The organism is Kitasatospora sp. NPDC101108, assembly GCF_055584725.1.
On sequence record NZ_JBVJLM010000003.1, the window covers coordinates 65132 to 83688 of the forward strand.

The window sequence follows — 18557 nt, forward strand, 5'->3', positions numbered from 1 at the left end:
TCAGTGGGTCGGAGCCAGAACCGGCAGCGGCTTCTCGAAGGGGAGCGGGCCGATGGCGAGGGGGTCGGCGGTGACGTCGAACAGCGGGGTGTAGCCGGCGGCCAGGTAGAGGCCCTTGGCCTCGGGCTGGCGGGGGCCGGTGGTCAGGAAGATCCGGCGGTAGCCGGCGGCCCCGGCGGAGCGCTCCAGCTCGGCCAGCACCCGGCGGGCAAGACCGCGGCGACGGTGCGCGGAGTGCGTCCACATCCGCTTCACCTCGGCGGTGCGCGCGTCGTGGCGCATGTAGGCGCCGCCGGCCACCGGTTCGCCGTCCTCCAGCAGGAGCAGCAGCACGCCGTGCGGCTCGGCGAAGGCCTCGGCCGGGTAGCGGGTCATCTCCCGGTGGCCGCCGGGGCCGTAGCGGCTGACGTACTCGTGGGTGAGCTCGCGCAGCAGCGGTTCGACCAGCGGGTCGTCCAGGGCGACCCGGCGGAACTCCCCCGGCCGTCCGTCGCTCACGCCTGGACCGCGATCAGCTGGTGGCGGTCCTGTTCGGCCCGCTCGGCCGCCTTGGCGGCGTCCCGCTTGGCGACCTCCTCGCGCACGATCGGGATGACGTAGCGGCCGAAGTCGATCGCGTCGCCCAGCAGGTCGTAGCCGCGCGCGGAGAGGATGTCCACGCCGAGGTCGTAGTAGTCCAGCAGCGCCTGGGCGACCGTCTCCGGGGTGCCGACCAGCGCGTTGGAGTTGCCCGCCCCGCCGGTGGCCGCGGCGGTCGGGGTCCACAGCGCGCGGTCGTAGCGCTCGCCGGCCTCGGCGATCTCGATCAGCCGCTGGGAGCCGACGTTCTCAGGTGTCGCAGCCCCAGGGCCGGACGTCGCCGGGCGGCGCCGGGGTGCGAGCGCCCCGCTCTCCCGGCGGGACCGGATGGTGGCCACCGTGCGGTGCGCCTTCTCCCAGGCCAGCTCCTCGGTGGGCGCGATGATCGGCCGGAACGCCACCTGGATGCGCGGCACGTCGGTCCGTCCGGCGGCCCGCGCCGCCTCCTTCACCCGCTCGATCTGCTCGGCGGTGCGGGCCAGCGGCTCGCCCCACAGGCAGTAGATGTCGGCCTCGGCGCCGCCGGCCGCGTAGGCGGCGTCCGAGGAGCCGCCGAAGGAGACCGCCGGACGCGGCTGCTGGACGGGGAAGACGTCGGAGACGAAGTCGTTGAAGCGGTAGTGCGCCCCCTCGTGGTCGAAGGGCTCCCGGCTGGTCCAGGCCTTCTTCACGATGCCGATGTACTCGCGGGTGCGCTCGTAGCGCTGGTCCTTGGTGAGGAAGTCGCCCTCGCGCTGCTGCTCGTGGTCGGTGCCGCCGGTGATGAAGTGGACGGTCAGCCGGCCGTCGCTGATCCGGTCGAGGGTCGCGAAGGTCTTGGCGGCGAAGGTCGGGTAGGAGACGTTCGGCCGGTGTGCGAGCAGGATCTGCAGCTTGTCGAGGTGCGAGGCGAGGAAGGCGGCCGCGGCGGCGGGCTCCGGGGCGCCGGAGCCGTAGGCGAAGAGCACCCGGTCCCAGCCGTGGTCCTCGTGCGCCCGGGCCAGCCGCAGGGTGTAGTCGCGGTCGAAGGCGGCGGTGGTGCGCGGGTGGGTCTCCGAACCGTCGGCGGTGGCGGCGATGCCGAGGAATTCGACGGGCATGACGGAACCTTTCGGGGTGGGCTGGGTCCGGCGGGCAGGCCGGCGGCGGCCTCGGCGGCGGGCGGGCCGCCGGGCAGGGGGCGGTGCGGGAAACGAGGGAGGGGACTGCCGGAGCGCAGTGCGAAGTCGTCGTCGACAGCGGCGAACTGAGGCATCGTCAGCTCGATGCGGGCGGGGTGCGCCGAGGGAGGCTCCCCGCCGGGAGGTCAGGCCGGACGGGCGGCCCGCTGCCGGGTCAGCCGCGACACGCCGCGGACCACACCCGACCGAAGTCGATGTGGTCGCGGGTGACCAGGGGCTGCTCGGCGTACATGGCCTCAAGTTGAGCAGTCGGCCGAGCGGTACGTCAACCACCCATCATTGCCGCACTGTTGCGATCTCCTGTCGCTTCTCCGAAGCGCCGTGACGGCCCCGATCGCCCTTGACAGCCCTCGATCGCGCATGCGTACGATCGGCGCGGAGTGCAGTGCATCGCACCGGCCGTGTTGAGGGACGCGGGCCGGCGCCCGAGGGCCCGTACGTGATCACCCCCGTACCTCTCCCCCCGCCCGCACTCCGCCCAGGAGCCGCCGCCATGGCCACCCCGCAGGACGTCCTGCCCGCCCCCTCCCCCAGCAAGGCCCCACCGCCGGCCCCGGCCACCGAGGCCCGGATCGTCGCCCGTCGAAAGCCCGGCCAGTGGGTCGCCGCGGCCGTCGCCCTGCTGCTGGCCGCGATGGCGGTCAGCTCGGTGATCCGCAACCGGGCCTTCCAGTGGGGCGTGGTCGCCGACTGGTTCACCGCCCGGTCCGTCCTCGACGGCCTGAGCCTGACCCTGTGGCTGACGGCCGCCACCCTCGCCCTCGGCTTCGTGTTCGGGACCGTCCTCGCCACCATGCGGCTGTCCGCCAACCCCGTGCTGCGCACGATCGCCTGGGGCTACATCTGGATCTTCCGTTCCACCCCGCCGCTGGTGCAGCTGCTCTTCTTCTTCAACATCGGCGCGCTCTACCCGACCCTCGGCCTCGGCATCCCCTTCGGCCCCGAGTTCGTCACGGTGAAGACCGTCAACCTGATCGGCCCCACCCTGACCGCCGTCATCGGACTCACCCTGCTGGAGACCGCGTACGCCGCCGAGGTGATCCGCGGCGGCATCCTCTCCGTCGACCGCGGACAGCTGGAGGCGGCCGCCGCGCTCGGGCTCGGCCGGTGGCGGGTGCTGCGCCGGATCGTGGTGCCGCAGGCGATGCGCGCGATCGTGCCCACCGCCGGGAACATGCTGATCGGCGCGCTCAAGGGCACCAGCATCGTCAGCGTGCTGGCCGTCTCCGACCTGCTCTACTCGGTGCAACTGGTCTACCTGCAGTCCTACCAGGTCATCCCGATGCTGATGGTCGCCACCCTCTGGTACCTGGTGGTCACCACCGTGCTGTCCGTCGGCCAGTACTACGTCGAGCGCCACTTCGCCAGGGGCGCCACCCGGGACGGCCTGCCACCCACCCCGCTGCAGCGCGCCCGGGCGGCCCTGGTCAAGGTGGTGCCGGCATGAGGACGCTCGTGATCGTCGGCGCCGGCCCGCGCGGCACCGGACTGCTGGAGCGGATCGCCGCCAACGCCACCGAACTGCTGCCCGCCGACCGGCCGTTGGAGATCCGCCTGGTCGACCCCCACCCGCCCGGCGGGGGCCGGATCTGGCGCCACGACCAGTCCCCGCTGCTGCGGATGAACTCGATGGCCGAGGACGTCACCATGTTCACCGACGAGCTCGCCACCATCGACGGACCGGTCCGCCCCGGCCCCTCGCTGGCCGAATGGGCCCGGCGCCAACGGGAGTTCGCGCCCTACCGGGAGGTCGCCGACCCGGCCGTACGGGCCGAGCTGCGCGACCTGGCCCCCACCGACTTCCCCACCCGGCGCGCCCAGAGCGCCTACCTGGACTGGGTGTTCCGCCGCGCCGTCGCCGACCTGCCGGAGCACGTCTCGGTCACCGTCCACCGGGACACCGTGCGGCGGATCGACGGACCGGCCGACGGCCCGCAGACCGTGCACCTCGGCGACACCGCGCTCACCGCCGACCACGTCGTCCTCACCCTCGGCCACCTCGACTCCGCCCCGCACCCGCGGCACGCGGCCGACGCCGCGTTCGCCGCCCGGCACGGCCGCTTCCACCTCCCGCCCGCCTACTCCGCCGACGTCGAGGACGAGTTGGCCCGGATCGCCCCCGGCGAGCAGGTGGTGCTGCGCGGCCTCGGCCTGGCCGCCGTCGACCTGATCGCGATGCTCACCGAGGGACGCGGCGGCCGCTTCGAGCCCACCGGCAACGGGCCCGCCCTGCGCTACCGCCCGTCCGGCCGCGAACCGGTGCTGCACCTCGGCTCCCGGCGCGGCGTCCCGTACCACTCCAAGACCGACTACCGCCTCCAGGGGCCGCCCGCCCCGCTCCCCCGCTACTTCGACGCGGCCGCCGTGGACGCCCTGCTCGCCACCGGCGGGCCGCTCGAACTGCGGCGCGACGCCTGGCCGTTGATGGCCAAGGAGATCGCCTTCGGGCACTACCACGAGCTGTTCCACGCCCACCCCGAACGCACCTCGCTGCCCTGGCCCGAGTTCCTGGCCCGCTACGACCGGCACGGCTGGTACTCCGCCGAACTCGCCGCCCTGGTCGCCGAGGCCGTGCCCGACCCGGCCGACCGGATCGACTTCGAGCGGCTGGACCACCCGCTGGCCGGGCTCGAACTCGGATCCGCCGAAGAGCTCCAGGCCCACCTGCGCGCGTACGTCACCGCCGACGCCGACCGCCGCGCCGACCCGGCCCACAGCGCCGACCTGGGCGCCTTCCTCGCCCTGCTCTCGCTGTTCGGCCAGCTCCCCCGGCTGGTCGCCGCCGGCCGGCTCACCGCCCGCTCGGTCGCCGAGGAGGTCGACGAGTGGTTCTTCGGCTACTTCAGCTTCCTCGCCTCCGGCCCGCCCGGCTTCCGGCTGCGCCAGCTCCTCGCGCTCTCCGAGGCCGGGGTGGTGCGCTTCCTCGGCGCGGGCGTACGGGTCGAGCGGGACGAGACCACCGGCACCTGGCGGGCCTCCGGCACCACCGTGCCCAGCCACACCGTGACCGCCACCGCGCTGGTCGAGGCCTACCTGCCCAAGCACGCGCTGGCCCGCACCCTCGACCCGGTGCTGGGCGAACTGCACCGCGCCGGACAGGTGGCGGAGGAGGTGGTGAGCGACCCGGAGCACACCCACCGCTCCGGCCTGGTCACCATCGACCCCGCCGACAGCCGGCTGATCGACCCGGCCCTCGGCGGCGCCCCCCACCCGCGCCGCACCGCACTCGGCCCGCACACCAGCCTGCGCTCGGCCGCCGCCTTCGCCCGCCCCCGCACCAACGCCCCGGCCTTCCGCCAGAACGACGCCGCCGCCCGGGCGCTGCTCCGGGCCCTGGCGGCGCTCCCGGCGGCGGCGCTGGTGGGTTGAGGCCCGCGCCCGGGGCGTTACCCCGGGGCGTTACGGCCCGAAGACATCCACCAGCAGGTCCTCGTCCGAGACGAAGGGCGGCGCCGAGAGCACCCGCTCCGCGAGGCCCTTGACGCCCGTCCCGCGCTCCAGCTCGCGGCCGAGCTCCGGGGCGGACTCCCCGACGGACCGGATCAACCGGACCAGCCGCAGCGCCCGGTCCCGGTCGATCCGCACCCGCCAGGCACGGACGGCCCGCTTCGGCGCACGGTGGAACCGGGCCCGCTTGCGGTACTCCGCCAGAGCGGCCCGCGCCCGCATGCAGCGCCGGTCGGCCGGGCCGTAGACCTCGACGAGCTGGGGCAGCAGCTCGTCCAACTGCGCCACGGCGGCCGGGAAGTCGCCCCGCTCGGCACGGCACGCCGCGAGGTCGGCGCCGGCCTGGAGGACGAGCGGGCCGCGCGGGCCCCAGGCGCTCCGCAGCGCGGGCAGGAGTGCGGCCAGCAGGCGGACCGCGGTGGCCGTCTGACCGCTCCTGCGGACCAGCCCGGTCAGGTCGTACCGGACCTCCAGCACCCGGGGATCGAGGTCCCCGAGGACCGGTTCCAGATCCGCCAGCTGCTCCTCCAGCAGCCCGACGGCCTGCGCGAACCGGCCGTCCCGGCCGAGGTACCCGGCGAGTTCCCGCCGGGCGGCGACGACCTCCGGGTCGGCGCCGCCGAGCGACCGTGCGGCCGCCTCGACCACGGGCCGGAGCCGGTGCACCGCCGTCGCGGGCCGCTCGGCCTCCACGGCCCGTACGGTCCTCAGCAACCGGTCCCGTACGGCCGCCGCGTCCTCGACCGGCGCGTCCTCGACCGGCGCGGGCGGTCCGGCGGGGCTCGCGGGTTGCCGGGGCTCGGGGTACGTCAGCGCGGGTCTGCCCACCGGCCGGAGCTTCGGCTGCCGGACCGGCGCACTCCGCCGGCCGGGCGCCGGGCGGACTGGCTGGGCGGGCGCGGGCCGGGCCGGCTCGGGCCGGGCCGGCGCGGGCCCGTCCACCACGGCCGGTTCCGGCACGGCCCGGTCGACCGCGGCCGCCGCCGGAGGCGCGTCCCGCCCCTCCGCCAGGTCCGCGAGCCGCTGCGCGACCGCCCGGGCGTCGGCCGGCCGGTCCTGCGGGTCCTTCGCCAGCAACTCGGCGAGCAGCCCGGGCAGTCCGGGCGGCAGCCCGTACTTCACCGGGTCCACCGCCAGGGGCGGCTCGTTGAGGTGCTGGTACATCAGCACCGGCGTCGAATCCCCGTTGAACGGCCGCTTGGCGGTGAAGAGTTCGACCAGCACGCAGCCCAGCGCGTAGAGGTCGGCCCGGCCGTCCACCCGGCCGCCGGTCCAGCGCTCCGGCGCCAGGTACGCGGGGCTGCCGACGACCGCGCCCGTGGTGGTCAACCCGCCGGCGCCGAGGTCCAGTTGGGCGATGCCGAAGTCCAGCACCTTCGCCACGCCGTCCTCGGTGATCATCACGTTGTCCGGCTTGATGTCCCGGTGCACCACGCCCGCGTCGTGCGCCGCCGCCAGCGCCTCGCAGACCTGCCGCGCCCAGCACAGGCCCTGCCGCGGCTGCGGCCGGCCCTCCCGGATCACCTGGGCCAGGGTGCGGCCGGTGAGCAGCTCCATCACCAGGTAGGTGAGCTGCTGGTCCTCGGACTCGCGGTGGCCGAGGTCGTGCACGGTGACGATGTACGGGTGCGACAGGTTGCCCGCCGCTGACGCCTCCCGGGCGAACCTCATCGCGGCCTTCGCCTGGTCGCCGTCGTCGTGCCGGATGACCTTGACCGCCACCGGCCGCCCCACCCGGGTGTCCCGGGCCCGCCACACCACCCCGAACCCGCCCTGCCCCAGCTTCTCCTGGAGCTCGTACCGGTCGTCGAGGACGTCACCGACTCGCACGCGCCCGCCCCTCCCCCATCGACTGTGTACCCACCGACCCCAGAACGTGCCGTTCAGGGGCCGAAGATCTCCTCCACCAGGTCCTCGTCCGAGACATGGTCCGGCGCCTCGAAGACCACGTCCGCGACGCCCTTGAGGCCGAGCCCCCGCTCCAGCGCCTCGACGCAGGCCCCGGCCTCCCGCTCGGTGGCGAAGTCCCACACCCGCAACCGCCGGACCAGCACCAGCAGTTCCGTCCGGCTGATCCTCGGCGGCCGGCGGCGGCCCGCTCCGCCGTTGCGGCCGGCCTGGGTCAGCCGCTGCTGGTAGCCGACCAGGTCCCGCCAGGCCTCCACGGTGCTCGGGTGGTGCTCGCCGAGCGTCCGGGCGAGGTCGGGCAGCAGCCCGTGCAGCTGCATCACCGCGCTCTGGAGGTCGCCCCGGTTGGCCTGGTGGACGGCGAGGTCGTGCCGCGCCTTCAGCACCCGGCCGTCCTGCGGGCCCCAGACGGCGTGCAGGTCCGGCAGCAGCTCGTTCAGCAGCCGGATCGCGGTGACGGCCGAGCCGCTCTCCGCGATGCACCACACCAGGTGGTAGCGGGCTCCCAGGGTGTCCGGGTCGGTCGGGCCGAGCGCCGGGCGCATGTCGTCCAGGAGGGTGGACAGCAGCCCGATCGCGCCGTCCAGGTTCCCGGCCCGGCTGAGGTACCAGGCGAGGTCCCGCCAGGTGCACAGGGTGTCCCGGTCGGTCGCTCCGAGCACGGTGACGCACTCCTGGGCGACCGCCTGCAGCAGGATCGCCGACTCGCCCGCCGTCGCCGCCCGGTAGGCGGCCGACCGGCGCTCGCGCAGCCCGGCCCGCACCGCGTCCTCGGACGGCGCGGCGGCCAGCACCGGCGGAGTGGTCAGCGGGGACAGCACCGGCGGGAGCGTGGGCGCGGCCGGCGGCACCGAAGGAGGCGCGGGAAGGGCAGCAGGCGCGGGAGGTACGGGCGGCGGCGCCACCGGCGCGGGCGGCACCACCGGCGCCACCGGGCCTACCGGCACCGACGGCACGGCCTCCACCGGACCCACCGGACCCACCGGCACCGACGGCACGGCCTCCACCGGACCCACCGGCACCGACGGCACCGCGCCCGGCGCAGCGGCCAGCTCCGCGAGCCGCCGCTCGACCGTACGGGCGTCCGCCGGCCGCTCCTGCGGGTCCTTCGCCAGCAGTTCCGCGACCAGCCCGGCCACCTGCGGCGGCAATCCGAACTGCGCCGGGTCCAGCGCCGGGGGCGGCTCGTTGAGGTGCTGGTACATCAGCACCGGTGTCGAGTCCCCGCCGAACGGCCGTGCCCCGGTGAAGAGTTCGACCAGCACGCAGCCCAGCGCGTACAGGTCGGCCCGCCCGTCCACCCGGCCGCCGGTCCACCGCTCCGGCGCCATGTACGCGGGGCTGCCGACGATCGTGCCGGTGGTGGTCAACCCGCCCGCGCCGGTGTCCAGTTGGGCGATGCCGAAGTCCAGCACCTTCAGCTGCCCGGTGTCGGTGATCATCACGTTGTCCGGCTTGATGTCCCGGTGCACCATGCCCGCGTCGTGCGCCGCCGCCAGGGCCCCGCAGATCTGCCGCCCCCAGCGCAGGCTGAGCGCGGGCCCGGGCAGTCCGGCCCGCAGCACCTCGGTCAGGGTGCGGCCGGTGAGCAGCTCCATCACCAGGAAGGTGACCTCCTGGCCGGCGGCCTCGCTCTGCCCGAGGTCGTGCACGGTGACGATGTGCGGGTGGGACAGGTTCCCGGCCGCGCAGGCCTCCCGGACGAAGCGCAGCGCCGCCTTCGCGTGGTCACCGCCGTGGTGCCCGATCACCTTGACCGCGACCGGTCGCCGCATCCGGGTGTCCCGGGCCCGCCAGACCACCCCGAACCCGCCCTGTCCGAGCTTCTCCTGCAACTCGTACCGGCCGTCCAGGACGTCACCGACTCGCACGCGCCCCTCCCCCTCCCGTTGTGACGCCCAGACTCTACCGACGGTGCTCCCCCCTCGACCGCCCAGCCGGAGGACGGGCCTCCCCCGGGGACAGCCCAGGTGGAAGGATGGGCGGACGGCCCCGCAAAGGTGCGGCGGCCCGCACCAGCAACGCCCGAGGAGCGCAGTCATGGCCAAGCAGGCCCCGCAGAGCGACCCGGCGCAGGACGCCCCCGAGGTCTCCGCGCCCCAGCACGCGGCCGCCGGCCTGCCCGCCGTCGGCCACAGCCTGCGGATGGCCGCCGAGCAGATGGGAGCCCGCCGCACCCTCGCCACCCTGCTCAAGGTCAACCAGCCGAACGGTTTCGACTGCCCGGGCTGCGCCTGGCCCGAGCCGGAGAAGACCCACACCGCCGAGTTCTGCGAGAACGGCGCCAAGGCCGTCGCCGAGGAGGCCACCGAGCGCCGGATCCGGGCCGAGTTCTTCGCCGCCCACCCGGTCGCCGACCTGGCCGAGCGCTCCGGCTACTGGCTGGGCCAGCAGGGCCGGCTCACCCAGCCGATGCTGCTCGACGAGGGCGCCACCCACTACACCCCGGTCTCCTGGGACGACGCCTTCGCGCTGATCGCCGAGGAGCTGCGGGCCCTGGACACCCCGGACGGCGCCGCCTTCTACACCTCCGGCCGCACCAGCAACGAGGCCGCGTTCGCGTACCAGCTGTTCGCCCGCCGGCTCGGCACCAACAACCTGCCGGACTGCTCCAACATGTGCCACGAGTCGTCCGGTTCGGCGCTCACCGAGACCCTCGGCGTGGGCAAGGGCAGCGTCAGCCTCAAGGACCTCCACCAGGCCGACCTGATCATCGTGGCCGGCCAGAACCCGGGCACCAACCACCCCCGGATGCTCTCCGCCCTGGAGCGCGCCAAGCGGGCCGGCGCCACCGTCGTCAGCGTGAACCCGCTGCCGGAGGCCGGCCTGGAGCGGTTCAAGAACCCGCAGAACGCCCGCGGACTGGTCGGCCAGGGCACCAAGCTGACCGACCTCTTCCTGCAGATCCGCCTCGGCGGGGACCTCGCCCTGTTCCGCGCGCTCAACCGGATCATCCTGGAGGAGGGCGGCGTCGACCACGCCTTCGTCGCCGAACACTGCCACGGCTTCGAGGAGTTCGAGGCACAGGCCCGTAGGACCGAGCGGGCGGACGTGCTCGCCGCGACCGGCCTGCCCTGGGAGCAGATCGAGGAACTCGGCCGTCTGGTGCTCTCCTCCGAGAAGATCATCGTCTGCTGGGCGATGGGCCTCACCCAGCACAAGCACTCCGTGCCGACCATCCGCGAGGTGGTCAACTTCCTGCTGCTGCGCGGCAACGTCGGCCGCCCCGGTGCCGGGGTCTGCCCGGTGCGCGGGCACAGCAACGTCCAGGGCGACCGCACCATGGGCATCTTCGAGCGGCCGTCGACGGCCTTCCTCGACGCGCTGGGCAAGGAGTTCGGCTTCGAGCCGCCGCGCGAGCACGGCCACGACGCGGTGGACACCATCCGCGCGATGCGCGACGGCAGGGTCCGGGTGTTCTTCGCGATGGGCGGCAACTTCGTCGCGGCCACCCCGGACACCGAGGTCACCGAGGCCGCGATGCGGCGCTGCCGGCTGACCGTCCACGTCTCCACCAAGCTCAACCGCTCGCACGTGGTCACCGGCGCCCGCGCCCTGATCCTGCCCACCCTCGGCCGCACCGACCGGGACGTCACCCCCTCCGGCGCCCAGTTCGTCAGCGTCGAGGACTCGATGGGCCAGGTCCACGCCTCCCGCGGCGGGCTGCGCCCGCCCGCGCCCGGGCTGCTCTCCGAGACCGCGATCGTCTGCCGCCTCGCCCGCGCCGTCCTCGGCCCGCAGGACACCGTGCCGTGGGAGGACTTCGCGCGCGACTACGACACCCTGCGGGACCGGATCGCCCGGGTCGTGCCCGGCTTCGAGGACTACAACGAGAAGGTCCGCCGCCCCGGCGGCTTCACCCTCCCGCACGGCCCCCGCGACTCCCGCACCTTCCCCACCGCCACCGGCCTGGCCAACTTCACGGTCAACGAGCTCACCGCCCCCGAAGTCCCGCCGGGCCGCCTGCTGCTGCAGACCCTGCGCTCCCACGACCAGTACAACACCACGATCTACGGTCTCGACGACCGCTACCGCGGTATCAAGGGCGGCCGCCGCGTGGTGCTGGTCAACCCGGCCGACGCCGCCGAACTCGACCTCGCCGAGGGGTGCTACGTCGACCTGGTCAGCGAGTGGACGGACGGGACCGAACGCCGCGCCCCGCACTTCCGGGTCGTCCACTACCCCGTCGCCCGCGGCGGCGCGGCGGCGTACTACCCGGAGACCAACGTCCTGGTCCCCCTCGACTCGACCGCCGACATCAGCAACACCCCCACCTCCAAGGCCGTGGTCATCCGCTTCGAGCCCGACTCGGCCCCGGCCGGCTGACCGCTCCCCGGACGGCACGGAGGCCGCCCCGCGTCGGCCGACGCGGGGCGGCCTCCTCGTGCCGGGTCAGTGCAGCAGGCCGCCGAGCGGCAGCGTCGCCGTGGGGCTGCCGGGCGCGGCGGCGCTGGACGAGCCGGTGGTGCTCGGGGTGCCGGTGCCGGTCGGGGCCTGGGTCGGCGTGTTCGTCGGCGTCTGGGTCGGCGTGCCGGTGGGCTTGTCCGTCGGCGTACCGCTGCCGGACGGGGTGCCGGTGCCGGACGGCGTACCGGTTCCGGACGGGGTGCCGGTGCCGGACGGCGTGCCGGTTCCGGACGGCGTGCCCGGGTTGCTCGGCGTGCCGGTGCCGGAGGGCGTGCCGCTCGGCGTCCCCGGGGTGCTCGGGGCACTCGGGGTGCCGGTGGGCTGCTGGCCCGCCGGCGGGGCCGGTGGCCGGCTCGGGGTGATCGGGGTGACGGAGTCCCAGCCCTTGGGCAGGTCCGGCACCTTCCAGGCGCCGCCCGCGTCGTCCGCCGCACCGTCCGGGTCGGGCCGGACGGCCCCGAGGATCGCCATCGAGCCGATCGGCGACACCTTGATGAAGGCGCCGGGCCGCGGGGCCTGGACGATCAGCCCGCCGCCGAGGTACATCGCGACGTGCGAGGCGTCCTGGAAGTAGATGACCAGGTCGCCGGGCCTCAGCTGGTTCAGCGGGACGTGCGGCAGCTGGGCCCACTGCTCCTGGCTGGTGCGCGGGATGGGCTTCCCGGCGTGCAGCCAGGCCTGCGAGGTGAGGCCGGAGCAGTCGTAGGAATCGGGCCCGGTGCCGCCCCACAGGTACGGCTTGCCGAGTTGGGCGAGCGCGAAGGCGACGGCGGCGCGGCCGGCCAGCGAGGGCGTGCGCTCGCCCTTGCCGAGAGCGCCGGAGGCGAGGAAGGCGAGCTGGGCCTCGTCGGCCTTGGCCTTCTCCAGCTGTTCGAGCTCGGTCCGCTGCGCGCCGGTGAGCGAGGAGACCAGCTGTTCGACCGAGGCGAGGTCGGCGGCGACCTTGGCCTTCGCGGCGTCCTGCTGGACGACCAGCGCCTGCGAGGTCTTGAGGGCGTCCTCGGTCTGCTTCTTCAGCCCGTCGAGCGCCTCCCGGTCGGCCTTCAGCCGGTCCAGGAACTCGGACTGGGAACGGCTGGCCGCCTGGAGCAGCTCGGCGACGGTGACGGCCTCGTACGGGTCCTTGGAGAGCAGGAGTTCGGCGTACGCGGAGGCGGCGCCGTTGCGGTACTGGGCGGCGGCGAGCTGGGAGGCGATGTCCGTGCCGGCGTCGACCTGCTTCTGCTGCCGGTCGAGCCTGCCCTGGAGGTCGGTGAGCGCGGCCTGCTGCTCGGTGACCTTGGCGACCGCGCCGTTGTACTGCTCGGTGGCGGCCTCGGCGCTCTGGTACAGCCCGTGGAGCTGGTCGAGGAGCGGGCCGAGGGTGGCCTTGGCGGCGGCCAGCGGGTCGGATCCGGGCGGGACGGCGACCCCGGTGCCGGGGTCGGGTGCGGCGTAGGCGGCCTGGGTGGCCAGGGGGAGGGCGAGTGCGGCGGCCGCGAGAACGGCTCCGCACCTCAGGGCCGCCCGCACCCAGGGCCGTACGCCCGACGTCTCCGTGCGCTGTGCAGCCCCGCCCATGCGATGGTCCTCCCCGCCCTTGCCCTGCCCCGGTGGCGCCGTCCCGGGGGCTTGCCCGGGAACGATCCCGCAGATCCTCCCACGGGTTACTCGTCGGAAACAGGGCGCACGCGGACCAGGAGGTTAATTCTCCCTTGATCCGCGGACCTGTGAGACAGCTCTCACCAAAGGGGGGCGAACGGGGACGCACCCGCCCGATCTCCGGCCCAGCGCGGCCCGGGACACCCCCGGGAAAGGTTCCAGCCACCCGTGGGACACCGTCGGAACCACGATTCCCGGCTCAGTTCACCTTCCGTTTACCCAACGGACCTACGGTCGCGAAGACACCAACGTCCGTGCGACAACTACGACGATTGTTTGGGTATGGAACACATCTCGTTCCTGGTGGCCGTTGTGATCATCACGGCGCTCGCCTTCGACTTCACCAACGGGTTCCACGACACCGCCAACGCGTCCGCCACCGCGATCGCGACCGGGGCTCTTCGTCCGAAGGTCGCGGTCACCATCGCGGCCCTGCTCAACTTCGCGGGCGCCTTCCTGTCCGTGAAGGTCGCCACCACCATCTCCGGCGGCATCGTCAACGAGAAGGCCGGCGTCCACCCCGAGATCATCTTCGCCGCACTGGCCGGCGCGATCCTGTGGAACCTGCTGACCTGGCTGCGCGGCCTGCCGTCCAGCTCGTCGCACGCCCTGTACGGCGGCCTGATCGGCGCCACGATCGTCGGCGTCGGCATGAACGGCGTCAACTTCGACACCGTGATCACCAAGATCATCATCCCCGCGGTCGCCTCCCCCTTCGTCGCCGGCCTGGCTTCCTGGGGCGCCACCAAGCTGGCCTACGCGATCACCCGCAAGGGTTCCTCGGCGGTCACCGACAAGGGCTTCAAGACCGGCCAGATCTTCTCGTCCTCGCTGATCTCGCTCGCCCACGGCACCAACGACGCCCAGAAGACCATGGGCATCATCACCCTGACCCTGGTCTCGGTCGGCGCCCTGCCGCACGGTGCGCTGCCCCCCACCTGGGTGATCGTCTCGGCGGGCGCCGCGATCGCGCTCGGCACCTACATGGGCGGCTGGCGGATCATCCGCTCGATGGGCAGGGGCCTGGCGGACATCAGGCCGCTGCAGGGCTTCGCCTCCGAGTCGGCCGTCTCGACCGTCATCCTGACCTCCTCCCACATGGGCTTCGGCCTCTCCACCACCCAGGTCTGCACCGGCGGCATCATGGGCGCCGGCCTCGGCGGCCCGAAGCCGGAGCTGCGCTGGAGCCTGGTCCGCCGCATGGTCTACACCTGGGGCCTGACCCTGCCGGCTGCCGGCCTGGTCTCCGGCGGCGCCGCCGTGCTGGCCCGCCAGGGCACCTGGGGCGTCGCGCTGGTCGGCGCCGCGCTGGTGGCCGGTTCGGCCGCGATGTGGATGCTCTCCCGCCGCGAGCGGGTCGGCGCGGACAACGTGAACGACATCGCCGAGGTCACCCCGATCGAGGTCACCCCGATCGACGTCACCGAGGTCGTCCCCGTCGAGGTCGTCCCCGTCGAGCTCGCCGAGGTCACCCCCGTCGAGGTCACCGCGGCCGCCCCGGCGACCGCCGCCCCCACCCCCGCCTCGACCACGGTCGCGGCCTGAGCGCCGACGACCGAGGAGCACTCACCATGCACATCAAGTGGAACGCCCTGGCCCAGACCGCCGGCATCAGCTTCGGCGTCACCGTCACCGTGGTGGCCGTCTTCGCCCTGGGCATCCTGGCGCTGTCCCGCCGCGAGGCCGCGCTCGGCGCCCGCGAGACGGACGGCGGGCAGGCCTCCGGCGGCCGTCCGGCCCTGCTGGCCGGCGCGTACGTCTGCTTCGCGCTCTGCGCCGCCGCGGTGGCCTACGGCCTGGTGCTGATCGCCGCGCCGTAGCCGGTCCCGCACGGAGGAACGCGACGGGCCGGGGAGTGTTCGACACTCCCCGGCCCGTTCCGCATGCCCCGCGTCCGGTCAGCCCTGCTGGCTCGTCCTCAGCGCGGTCTCGCGGATGAACAGCACCGTGACGAAGGCCAGCGCCGCGAAGGGCGCGGCCCACAGGAAGACGGTGCCGACGCCGTGGCCGAAGGCGTCCGTGACCAGCGGCAGGACCGGGGCGGGCAGCTTCGCCAGGTCCGGGATGCCGCCGCCGGCCGCCGCGTGCCCGGCCGGGATGTGCGCCGCGGCCAGGTTCTCGGCCAGGTAGTGGCCGACCTTGTTGGTCATCAGCGCGCCGAGCGCGGAGACGCCCATCGCGCCGCCCATGGTGCGGAAGAAGGTGACGACGGAGCTGGCCGCGCCGAGTTCGTGCCGGGGCACCGTGTTCTGCACCGCGAGCACCAGGTTCTGACTGGTCAGGCCGAGGCCGATGCCGGTGATCGCCATGTAGACCGAGAGCAGCCCGTAGTCGGTGTCGACCCGGGCGGTGCCGAGCAGGCCGAAGCCGATCGCGAGCAGCGCGGTGCCGGCGACCAGGTAGGCCTTCCACTTGCCGTACTTGGTGATCAGTCGGCCGGCCACCGCGGAGGAGAGCGCCAGACCGATGATCATCGGCAGGGTCATCAGACCTGCCGTCGTCGGGGACTTGTCCTTGGCCAGCTGGAAGTACTGGCTGAGGAAGGTGGTCGCGCCGTACATCCCGACGCCGACCAGCACGCTGGCGATCGCGGCCAGGGTGACGGTCCGGTGCTTGAACAGCGACGGCGGGATGACCGGCTCGGCGGCGCGGCGCTCGACCACGACGGCCAGCGCGGCCAGCAGCAGGCCCCCGCCGACCATCACCGCGGTCTGCCAGGACAGCCAGGCGTAGTCGGTGCCGGCCAGCGTGATCCAGATCATCAGCAGGCTGACGGCGGCGGTGATGACCAGCGCGCCCAGGTAGTCGATCTTCACCGGGCGCTTGACCACCGGCAGCTTGAGGGTGCGCTGCACCACCAGGATCGCGGCCAGCGCGAACGGGATGCCGACGTAGAAGCACCAGCGCCAGCCGAGCCAGGAGGTGTCCACGATGACGCCGCCGATCAGCGGGCCGCCGATGGTGGCGAGGGCGAAGACCGCGCCGAAGTAGCCGCTGTACCGGCCGCGCTCGCGCGGCGGGACCATCGCGGCCAGGCAGATCTGGCCGAGCGCGACGACACCGCCGGCGCCGATGCCCTGCAGCGCGCGGCAGGCGATCAGCTCACCGGTGTTCTGCGACAGGCCGGCCAGCGCGGAGGTGGCGATGTAGATCAGCAGGGCGATCTGGAGCAGCAGCTTCTTGCTGGCCAGGTCGGAGAGCTTGCCCCAGATCGGGGTGGAGGCCGTCAGCGTCAGCAGCGCCGCGGTGATCACCCAGGTGTAGGCGGACTGGCCGCCGTGCAGGTCGGTGAGGATGTGCGGCAGGGCGTTGGAGACGACGGTCGAGGAGAGCACGGCCACGAACAGGCCGAGCAGCAGGCCGGACAGTGCCTCCAGCACCTGCCGGTGGGTCATCGGTCGGTCGTCGACGGCGGCTGCGGCGCCGGTCGGGGCCTCGGTGGTCGCGGTCATCTGGGTCCTTCGGCGGGGCGGGCGGAGTGCGGGGCGGGTGCGGCGCGCGGGACACGCGGGCATGAAACTTTGTTGCCTTAAGCAACCATACGACCGATGGTTGACTAAGGCAACTGTCTTTGCGCTCCAGCAAAACGGGGCCGCACCCTCGCCTCACTCCACGGGCGGCTCCCCCAGCACCTCGTTGAAGCGGTGCAGCAGCTCGGCGAAGCGGTCCACGTCCTCGCGCGACCACCCGCCCATCACCTCGCGCACCCGCCGCATCCGGACGTCCCGGGCGGACTCGAAGCGCCGCCGCCCGTCCTCGGTCAGCGAGACCAGCGCCGCCCGGCCGTCCAGCGGGTCCGGCTCCCGGGCGACCAGGCCGAGCCCCTCCAGCGCGCGGATCTGCCGGCTCACCGTGCCCTTGCCGACCGCGAAGTGCACCCCGACGTCCGTCACCCGCACCCGCCCGGCCTGCTCGATGTAGCCGAGCATGCTGTACGCCGTGCCCTCCAGTTCGGGGTGCACCCGGCGTGAGAGTTCGGCCACTCTCGCGCGCCCCCGCCGGAACATCAGTCCGACCTCGCGCTCCACCGCCACCAGGGCTTCCTCGTCCGTCACCGCGTCAGTATCGCCCAGCGACAGTGGCCGGGAACCGGCGCGGGAGATGGGACAAGCCAACTAGTTCATGGTATGAAGTATCCGATTTCCGCCGATACGCAAGGAGATGTGGATGGCCGCCCGGGGGCAGGGTTTCGTCGCTGAACTGAAGGGCGCGGTCACACCGCGTGCGGCCATGCTCGTGATCGGGGTGCTGCTGCTGCAGCTCGGCTTCATCGCCTCGTACGTCGGGGCGCTGCACCACCCGACCCCGCACAGGCTGTCGATCGCGGTGGTCGCCCCGCCGCAGGTCACGCCCAAGCTGGTCCAGGGCCTGGAGTCGGTGCCGGACGAGGCCGTCAGGCCCGTCACCGCGCCGGACACCGAGACGGCGACCCAGCAGATCAAGGACCAGAAGATCTACGCCGCGCTGGTCGTGAACCCGAACGGCACCGAGGACACCCTGCTCACCGCCAGCGCCCGCGGCACCTCCGCCGCCAAGGCCGCCGAGAGCATCACCACCGCGCTGGACAAGTCCCAGGGCCGCACCGTCAAGGTCGAGGACGTCGTCCCGCTGGCCAAGGGCGACACCAACGGCCTGACCGCCTTCTACCTGGTCATCGGCTGGTGCGTCGGCGGCTACCTGGTCGCCTCGATCCTCGGCATCAGCGCCGGCTCCAAGCCGGCCAACGTCCACCGCCTGCTGATCCGCCTCGGCGTCCTGGCGCTGTACTCGGTCGGCGCCGGCCTCGGCGGCACGCTCATCGCCGGACCGGTGCTGGACGCGATGCCCGGCTCGATCCTGGCCCTGACCGCCATCGGCGCCCTGGTGGTGTTCACGGTCGGCGCGTTCACCATGGCGCTGCAGTGCCTGTTCGGGATCATCGGCATCGGCCTCGCCGTGCTGGTCTTCGTGGTGCTGGGCAACCCGAGCGCCGGCGGCGTCTACCCCGCCCCGATGATGCCGCCGTTCTGGCGGGCGATCGGCTCGCTGATCCCCAACGGCGCCGGCACCAGCGCCGCCAAGTCGATCGCCTACTTCGGCTCCACCAACCTGGGCATGCCGGTCCTGGTCCTGGCGGTCTGGGCGGTCATCGGCATCGGCGTCGCCTTCCTGGCCGTGCTGCGCGGCCCGCGCGTCGACGACGGCGCGATCGACGCCGGCACCCCGGCGCAGACCCCCGCCGAGGCCTGACAGCCCGCCCGACCCGAGCCCCCGGCCACCGCGGCCGGGGGCTCGGTCGCGTTCCGGCGGGGCGTACGGGCTCGGCGGCGACGCGGACCCGCGGGTACGGGGATCGGCGGGTACGGGGATCGGCGGGTACGGGCCCGGCGGGTACGGGCCCGGCGGGTACGGGCCCGGCGGGTAGGGGCTTCGGCG

At 73.9% G+C, this 18557-nt stretch carries 13 protein-coding genes; 6 read left to right on the forward strand and 7 right to left on the reverse strand.

All coding sequences use genetic code 11. From position 1 onward, the window contains the following. Together ACZ6Z8_RS08660 and ACZ6Z8_RS08665 are read right to left on the reverse strand one after the other, a co-directional pair. Entirely contained in the window at nt 1-498 is a 498-nt protein-coding gene (locus tag ACZ6Z8_RS08660; protein ID WP_465607606.1) for a GNAT family N-acetyltransferase, read from the reverse strand. Continuing rightward, complete coding sequence (locus ACZ6Z8_RS08665) at nt 495-1658, reverse strand: LLM class flavin-dependent oxidoreductase (protein ID WP_465607608.1); 1164 nt, start codon at nt 1656-1658, stop codon at nt 495-497. Before ACZ6Z8_RS08665 ends, ACZ6Z8_RS08660 begins: the two co-directional genes overlap by 4 nt. A gap of 574 nt (nt 1659-2232) precedes the next feature. On the opposite strand from ACZ6Z8_RS08665, the gene ACZ6Z8_RS08670 reads away from it, so the two are divergent. Next, a complete protein-coding gene (locus tag ACZ6Z8_RS08670) occupies nt 2233-3186 on the forward strand; it encodes an amino acid ABC transporter permease (protein WP_465607610.1) in 954 nt (317 codons plus the stop codon). Continuing rightward, nucleotides 3183-5108, forward strand: coding sequence for an FAD/NAD(P)-binding protein (locus ACZ6Z8_RS08675; protein WP_465607612.1), 1926 nt, complete (start codon nt 3183-3185; stop codon nt 5106-5108). Before ACZ6Z8_RS08670 ends, ACZ6Z8_RS08675 begins: the two co-directional genes overlap by 4 nt. A gap of 30 nt (nt 5109-5138) precedes the next feature. On the opposite strand, the gene ACZ6Z8_RS08680 is transcribed toward ACZ6Z8_RS08675, so the two are convergent. Together ACZ6Z8_RS08680 and ACZ6Z8_RS08685 are read right to left on the reverse strand one after the other, a co-directional pair. Beyond that, on the reverse strand, nt 5139-7016 hold the full coding sequence (locus tag ACZ6Z8_RS08680) for a serine/threonine-protein kinase (protein WP_465607614.1): 1878 nt from the start codon (nt 7014-7016) through the stop codon (nt 5139-5141). 53 nt (nt 7017-7069) lie between these two features. Next, a complete protein-coding gene (locus tag ACZ6Z8_RS08685) occupies nt 7070-8965 on the reverse strand; it encodes a serine/threonine-protein kinase (RefSeq protein WP_465607616.1) in 1896 nt (631 codons plus the stop codon). Between the two features lie 169 nt (nt 8966-9134). Here ACZ6Z8_RS08685 and ACZ6Z8_RS08690 point away from each other — a divergent pair, with 169 nt between their 5' ends. Beyond that, the gene (locus tag ACZ6Z8_RS08690) at nt 9135-11420 is read left to right on the forward strand and encodes an FdhF/YdeP family oxidoreductase (RefSeq protein ID WP_465607618.1); all 2286 of its coding nucleotides are present in this window, start codon (nt 9135-9137) and stop codon (nt 11418-11420) included. 66 nt (nt 11421-11486) lie between these two features. On the opposite strand, the gene ACZ6Z8_RS08695 is transcribed toward ACZ6Z8_RS08690, so the two are convergent. Continuing rightward, nucleotides 11487-13061: a C40 family peptidase gene (locus tag ACZ6Z8_RS08695; protein WP_465607620.1), complete on the reverse strand. Its 1575-nt coding sequence runs from the start codon at nt 13059-13061 to the stop codon at nt 11487-11489. Between the two features lie 363 nt (nt 13062-13424). Between ACZ6Z8_RS08695 and ACZ6Z8_RS08700 the strand changes: the two genes are divergently transcribed. Continuing rightward, nucleotides 13425-14687 carry an inorganic phosphate transporter gene (locus tag ACZ6Z8_RS08700; protein ID WP_465607622.1) on the forward strand — a complete coding sequence of 421 codons (1263 nt, stop codon included), beginning with the start codon at nt 13425-13427 and terminating at the stop codon, nt 14685-14687. Nucleotides 14688-14713: 26 nt separating this feature from the next. Further along, nucleotides 14714-14962, forward strand: a complete 249-nt coding sequence (locus ACZ6Z8_RS08705; RefSeq protein WP_465607624.1) for a hypothetical protein — start codon at nt 14714-14716, stop codon at nt 14960-14962. 78 nt (nt 14963-15040) lie between these two features. On the opposite strand, the gene ACZ6Z8_RS08710 is transcribed toward ACZ6Z8_RS08705, so the two are convergent. Further along, nucleotides 15041-16537 (reverse strand): MDR family MFS transporter, encoded by a 1497-nt coding sequence (locus tag ACZ6Z8_RS08710; RefSeq protein ID WP_465608407.1) that lies wholly within the window; start codon nt 16535-16537, stop codon nt 15041-15043. A 210-nt stretch (nt 16538-16747) separates the two neighbouring features. Beyond that, nucleotides 16748-17197, reverse strand: coding sequence for a MarR family winged helix-turn-helix transcriptional regulator (locus tag ACZ6Z8_RS08715; protein ID WP_465607625.1), 450 nt, complete (start codon nt 17195-17197; stop codon nt 16748-16750). Nucleotides 17198-17309: 112 nt separating this feature from the next. On the opposite strand from ACZ6Z8_RS08715, the gene ACZ6Z8_RS08720 reads away from it, so the two are divergent. Then, complete coding sequence (locus ACZ6Z8_RS08720) at nt 17310-18371, forward strand: ABC transporter permease (protein ID WP_465607627.1); 1062 nt, start codon at nt 17310-17312, stop codon at nt 18369-18371. Nucleotides 18372-18557: the final 186 nt, after the last annotated feature.

What these genes read in the sequence shown, in the direction of transcription:
- ACZ6Z8_RS08665 (WP_465607608.1), bottom strand. Translation starts at nt 1,658, where the DNA reads ATGCCCGTCGAATTCCTCGGCATCGCCGCCACCGCCGACGGTTCGGAG.
- ACZ6Z8_RS08670 (WP_465607610.1), top strand. Translation starts at nt 2,233, where the DNA reads ATGGCCACCCCGCAGGACGTCCTGCCCGCCCCCTCCCCCAGCAAGGCC.
- ACZ6Z8_RS08675 (WP_465607612.1), top strand. Translation starts at nt 3,183, where the DNA reads ATGAGGACGCTCGTGATCGTCGGCGCCGGCCCGCGCGGCACCGGACTG.
- ACZ6Z8_RS08690 (WP_465607618.1), top strand. Translation starts at nt 9,135, where the DNA reads ATGGCCAAGCAGGCCCCGCAGAGCGACCCGGCGCAGGACGCCCCCGAG.
- ACZ6Z8_RS08695 (WP_465607620.1), bottom strand. Translation starts at nt 13,061, where the DNA reads ATGGGCGGGGCTGCACAGCGCACGGAGACGTCGGGCGTACGGCCCTGG.
- ACZ6Z8_RS08700 (WP_465607622.1), top strand. Translation starts at nt 13,425, where the DNA reads ATGGAACACATCTCGTTCCTGGTGGCCGTTGTGATCATCACGGCGCTC.
- ACZ6Z8_RS08705 (WP_465607624.1), top strand. Translation starts at nt 14,714, where the DNA reads ATGCACATCAAGTGGAACGCCCTGGCCCAGACCGCCGGCATCAGCTTC.
- ACZ6Z8_RS08710 (WP_465608407.1), bottom strand. Translation starts at nt 16,537, where the DNA reads ATGACCCACCGGCAGGTGCTGGAGGCACTGTCCGGCCTGCTGCTCGGC.
- ACZ6Z8_RS08720 (WP_465607627.1), top strand. Translation starts at nt 17,310, where the DNA reads ATGGCCGCCCGGGGGCAGGGTTTCGTCGCTGAACTGAAGGGCGCGGTC.